This window comes from Ottowia sp. (genome assembly GCF_035444425.1).
Classification (GTDB): Bacteria; Pseudomonadota; Gammaproteobacteria; order Burkholderiales; family Burkholderiaceae_C; genus Ottowia.
This window is the reverse complement of the sequence record NZ_DAOMOQ010000076.1, coordinates 1-5,268: the sequence shown is the minus strand read 5'-3', so window position 1 is coordinate 5,268 and position 5,268 is coordinate 1. Positions and strand designations below refer to the sequence as shown.

The following is a 5,268-nucleotide window of genomic DNA, read 5'->3' as shown; positions in this document are numbered from 1 at the left end:
TCAGGCCGCTTTCTTGCCGCCCACCCCCAGATAGGTCTCGATCACGCGGCGGTCATGCAGCAGGTCGCGCGCCTGGCCGGACAGCGCCACAGCGCCCATCTCCAGCACATAGCCGCGGTCAGCCACCTGCAGCGCGGCGCGCGCGTTCTGCTCCACCAGCAGCACCGACACGCCCATGTTGCGCAGCGAGGCGACGATATTGAACACCTCGCGCACGATCAGCGGCGCCAGACCGAGCGAGGGCTCGTCCAGCATCAGCAGGCGTGGCCGTGCCATCAGCGCGCGGCCGATCGCCAGCATCTGGCGCTCGCCGCCCGACAGGGTGGCCGACAGCTGGGCGCGCCGCTCTTCCAGGCGCGGGAACAGCTTGAATACCTCCGCCATGCGCGCCTTCTGGTCGCGCTGGCCGCGCCGCCAGCGGGCGAACCCCCCCAGCAGCAGGTTGTCCTCGACCGACATCTCGCCGAACAGCTCGCGCTTCTCCGGCACCAGGCCGACCTCGCGTGCGACCATGCCCTCGACCGTCGGGCGGGCGATGCCCTGGCCATCCAGCCGCAACTCGCCGCTCGACGGCAACAGGCCCATGATGGCATTCAGCAGGGTCGACTTACCGGCGCCATTGGGGCCGATGACGGTGACGATCTCGCCCTCGCCCACCGTCAGCGCGATCTGGTGAACGGCCTCGACCGGGCCGTAGCTGACGGCGAAGCTCTCAAGCTCCAGCAGTGGTTTCGTGCTCATGCCTGCACCCCCGTCAGGTCGCCGCCCAGGTAGGCTTCCAGCACGCGCGGATCGGCCTGCACCACGGCGGGCGTGCCGCTGGCGATCACCGTGCCGAACTCCAGCACCGTGACCCGGTCGGCCAGGTTCATCACGAACTCCATGTCATGCTCGACGATGAGGATCGCCAGGCCTTCGGCGCGCAGCTGCGTCAGCAGCCTGGCGAGCGACTGCTTTTCCAGGTGGCGCAGGCCGGCGGCCGGCTCGTCCAGCAGCAGGATCGCCGGCTGGCCAGCCAGCGCACGGGCGATCTCGACGATGCGCTGCTGGCCCAGCGGCAGCGACGCCGCCGGCGTGTCGATGTACTCGAGCAGGCCGCAGCGCTCGATCTGGCGCCTGGCCTCGGCCAGCAGCGCGGCTTCCTCCTGCCGGTCGAGCCGCAGCATCGACGACAGCCAGCCGCGCTGGCCGCGCAGGTGGGCACCGAGCGCCACGTTCTCGAGCACCGAGCGCTGGCCCAGCAGGCGTACATGCTGGAAGGTGCGGCCCATGCCGAGCGCCGCGAACGCGCGCGAGGGCTTGCCGGTCATCAGCTGGTCCATCAGCTTGACGGTGCCCGAGGTCGGGCCGTCGACGCCGGAGATCATGTTGAAGAAGGTGCTCTTGCCGGCGCCGTTGGGGCCGATCAGCGCGTGCACCTCGCCGGTCTTCACCGTCAGGTCGACGGCGTTGTTGGCGACCAGGCCGCTGAAGCGCTTGGTGACCTCGGCCGCATCCAGCACCACCTGCCCGCCCGGCGGCAACTTGCGCTGCGCCAGCGGTGCCGGCGCGGCGCGCGGCGCCTGCCTGAGCGTCGGCTTGATCCAGCGCTCGGTCCAGGCGAGCAGCAGCGGCCAGACGCCGTCGGCGGCGCGCTGCAGCACCAGCACCATCAGCAGGCCGAACACCACCACCTCGAAGTTGCCGGTGGCGCCCAGCAGGCGCGGCAGCAGGTCCTGCAGCTGATCCTTCAGCAAGGTGATCATGGTCGCGCCCAGCACCGCACCCCACAGGTAGCCGGAGCCGCCCAGCACCGCCATGAACAGGTACTCGATGCCGATGTTGAGGTTGAACGGCGTCGGGTTGACGAAACGCTGCATGTGCGCGTACAGCCAGCCCGAGACCGATGCCAGCAGCGCCGCCAGTATGAACAGCTTGATGCGCTGCCGGTTGGTGTCGACCCCCATCGATTCGGCCATCACGCGGCCGGTCTTGAGCGCGCGGATGGCGCGGCCCTCGCGCGAATCCAGCAGGTTGTGCATGCACCAGATGCCCAGCAGCAGCACGGCCCAGATCAGCACGCCCAGCACCCGCGTCGAGGTCATGTCGAGCCCGAACAGGTTGAGCGCCGGCAGGCCGCCCACGCCGGTGTGGCCGCCCAACATCTCCAGGTTGCCGAAGATGTAGTACAGGCTCAGGCCCCAGGCGATGGTGCCGAGCGGCAGGTAGTGACCCGACAGCCGCAGCGTGACGGCGCCCAGCAGCCAGGCGATCAGCGCCGTCACCGCCAGCCCCAGCAGCAGGCCGATCCAGGGCAGCAGGCCGGCCGGCACCGTGGCCAGCGCCTCGGTGGCGACCGGCGAGGTGCAGATCCAGGCGGTCGCGTAGGCACCCAGGCCGACGAAGGCGGCCTGGCCGAACGACATCATGCCGCCGACGCCGGTCAGCAGCACCAGCCCCACCGCCACCATCGAGTACAAGCCGATGTAGTTGAACAGGGTCACCGTGAACGGCGGCAGGAACGGCCACGCCAGCGCCAGCAGCGCGACCGCGATCAGGGTCATGTGGCGCGCGTTCATTCCTCGTCCTCCACATGGTGGGTGCGCAGCGAAAACCACCACAGCACCGGGATGATGAAGGTGAACACCAGCACTTCCTTGAAGGCGCTGGCCCAGAACGAGGAGAAGGATTCGAGCTGCCCCACCACCAGCGCGCCGACCACCGCCATCGGGTAGCTGGCGAGGCCGCCGATGATGCCGGCGACGAAGCCCTTGAGGCCGATCAGGAAGCCGGTGTCGTAGTAGATCGTCGTGATCGGCGCGATCAGGATGCCGCAGATGGCGCCGATCAGCGCCGCCAGCGCGAAGCTGAGGTCGCCGGCCAGCTCGGTCGGAACCCCCATCAGCCGCGCACCGACCCGGTTGATCGCGGTCGCGCGCAAGGCCTTGCCGACGATGGAGCGTTCGAAGAACAGGTACATCACCACCAGCAGCAGCGCGGTGGCCACCAGCACCACCACCGACTGGCCGGTGACCGGCAGGCCGCCCAGGTCCCAGCGCGCATCCAGGAACGGTGTCGTGCGCGAGCCCTCGGCACCGAAGAAGAACAGGCCCAGGCCGACCATCACGCCATGCAGGGCCACCGACACGATCAGCAGCATCAGCACCGTCGTGTGTGCCAGCGGGCGGAAGGTGAGCCGGTACAGCAGCGGACCCATTGGCGTGATCAGCGCCAGCACCGCCAGCGCCTGCCCCCATTGCGAGCTGGGCCGCAGGCCGAAGATCAGGCCGGCTGCCAGCAGCGGGAACAGCACGGTCCACACCAGGGTCGCCTTCCAGTCCACCTGCAGGCCACGCAGCTGGCGCCAGCCCTCGACGATGAGCGTGATGAGCGCGAGGCCGACCACCATCCAGATGACGGCCGGCAAGTGGCCGGTCTGCAGCGCGGCCATCGACAGGGCCGCGTAGGACACGAACTCGCCTTGCGGAATGAAGATGATGCGGGTGACCGAGAACACCAGCACCAACGCGAGCGCCATGAGCGCGTAAATGGCGCCGTTCACGACGCCATCCTGCCCCAGCATCAGGGCGATCTGTAAGTCCATGGGAGCAATTGGTTGGGCGGGCCGGTGAGAAGCGGCGACTCTACCATCCCGCAAACCCGGCAATCAGGCGAGCGCCTGGCTGCCGGGTCATCTCAGTTGTCGGATGCAGGGCTTACTTCGAACCCTGGTAGACCCACTTGCCGTTCTCGATCTTGACCATCACGCGCGCGCGCTGGTCCAGCCCCAGGTGGTCCTTCGGCGACATGGTGAAGATGCCGTGCGCGCCGGGGACCTCGCTCACGCCTTCCAGCGCGTCGCGCAGCGCGGCGCGGAACTCCGGCGTGCCGGGCTTGGCGGCCTTGAGCGCGACCGGAATCGCCGCCTGCAGCAGCAGGCCCGCATCCCACGCGTGGGCGCCGAAGGTCGAGACGCTGCCCTTGCCGTGTGCGCCCTCGTAGGCCTTGATGTAATCGAGCGCCGACTTGCGCACCGGGTTGCTGGCCGGCAGCTGGTCGGCCACCAGCACCGGGCCGGCCGGCAGGATGGTGCCTTCCACGTCCTTGCCACCGACGCGCAGGAAGTCGGCGTTGGCGATGCCGTGCGTCTGGTAGATCTTGCCGGTGTAGCCGCGCTCGACCAGCGTCTTCTGCGGCAGCGCCGCCGGCGTGCCCGAGCCGCCGACCAGCACGGCGTCAGGCTTGGCGCCGATGATCTTCAGCGCCTGACCCATGACCGCCGTGTCGGTGCGCGAGAAGCGCTCGTTGGCGACCAGCTGGATCTTCTTGATTTCCAGCGCCTTGGAGAACTCCTTATGCCAGTTCTCGCCATAGGCATCGGAGAAGCCGATGTAGCCCGCCGTCTTGACGCCGCTGGCCGCCATGTGGTCGGCGATCGCCAGCGCCATCATGATGTCGTTCTGCGGCGTCTTGAACACCCAGCGCTTCTTCTCGTCCTGCGGCTCGATGATGGCGGCCGACGCGGCGACCGAGATCATCGGCGTCTTGGACTCGGCCACGGCGTCGATCATCGCCAGCGATGCCGGCGTCGTCGACGAGCCGACGATGACGTCGACATTGCGCTCCGAGATCAGGCGCCGCGCGTTGGTGACGGCCTGCGTGGTGTCGGAGGCGTCGTCCAGCACGATGTAGTTGACGGTCTGCCCGGCCATGGTCTTGGGCATCAGCGCGATGGTGTTGCGCTCCGGAATGCCCAGCGAGGCGGCCGGGCCGGTTGCCGAGACGGTCACACCGACGTTCACCTGGGCCCAGGTGACGGTCGTAAAACCAAGTGCGGCGGCGCCAATCAGCACCAGCTTCTTCACGTTCATGAACAGGCCTCCAGAGAAACAAGAGTGGGTGAGAAACAAGACGACCGCGTCGCCAATTAATAACCCGACCGGTCGATCGGTTAATTATTCTACCCATGCAAACGCACAATATCTGTGCTTGATGCTCGGGATTTACCCTACTCCCTGCTCTCTGGTGTGCCGTCCTCACTGTGGCGTCACGCCCGCCTTCTTCACCAGTTCGCCGAACCGCACACCTTCGTTGCGAAATGTAGCCAATGCCTGCTCCGGCGAACTGATCTGGATCACATTGCCCTGCTTGTTCATCGCCTCCTTGACCTCGGGGCTGGCGAATGCCGTCGCCAGGGCGTCGTGCATGCGCCGCACCTGGGCCGCCGGCAGGCCCTTCGGCCCGAGCACGGCGATCCAGCCGTCGACCACGTAGCCGGGCAGGCCCTGC

Annotated in this window: 4 protein-coding genes and 1 pseudogene; all 5 read right to left on the bottom strand. The window is 68.1% G+C overall.

Annotated features, from left to right (window positions below):
* Nucleotides 1-741, bottom strand: coding sequence for an ABC transporter ATP-binding protein (locus PK606_RS15815; RefSeq protein ID WP_324565314.1), 741 nt, complete (start codon nucleotides 739-741; stop codon nucleotides 1-3).
* Nucleotides 738-2,558, bottom strand: a complete 1,821-nt coding sequence (locus tag PK606_RS15810) for a branched-chain amino acid ABC transporter ATP-binding protein/permease (protein ID WP_324565312.1) — start codon at nucleotides 2,556-2,558, stop codon at nucleotides 738-740. The genes PK606_RS15815 and PK606_RS15810 overlap by 4 nt, the downstream gene beginning before the upstream one ends.
* Entirely contained in the window at nucleotides 2,555-3,583 is a 1,029-nt protein-coding gene (locus PK606_RS15805) for a branched-chain amino acid ABC transporter permease (RefSeq protein WP_324565310.1), read from the bottom strand. The genes PK606_RS15810 and PK606_RS15805 overlap by 4 nt, the downstream gene beginning before the upstream one ends.
* Nucleotides 3,584-3,695: 112 nt before the next feature.
* Nucleotides 3,696-4,850: an ABC transporter substrate-binding protein gene (locus PK606_RS15800; protein ID WP_324565309.1), complete on the bottom strand. Its 1,155-nt coding sequence runs from the start codon at nucleotides 4,848-4,850 to the stop codon at nucleotides 3,696-3,698.
* Between the two features lie 165 nt (nucleotides 4,851-5,015).
* A pseudogene (locus PK606_RS15795) lies at nucleotides 5,016-5,268 on the bottom strand (tripartite tricarboxylate transporter substrate-binding protein); the annotation flags it as partial.

What these genes read in the sequence shown, in the direction of transcription:
- PK606_RS15815 (WP_324565314.1), bottom strand. Translation starts at nt 741, where the DNA reads ATGAGCACGAAACCACTGCTGGAGCTTGAGAGCTTCGCCGTCAGCTAC.
- PK606_RS15810 (WP_324565312.1), bottom strand. Translation starts at nt 2,558, where the DNA reads ATGAACGCGCGCCACATGACCCTGATCGCGGTCGCGCTGCTGGCGCTG.
- PK606_RS15805 (WP_324565310.1), bottom strand. Translation starts at nt 3,583, where the DNA reads ATGGACTTACAGATCGCCCTGATGCTGGGGCAGGATGGCGTCGTGAAC.
- PK606_RS15800 (WP_324565309.1), bottom strand. Translation starts at nt 4,850, where the DNA reads ATGAACGTGAAGAAGCTGGTGCTGATTGGCGCCGCCGCACTTGGTTTT.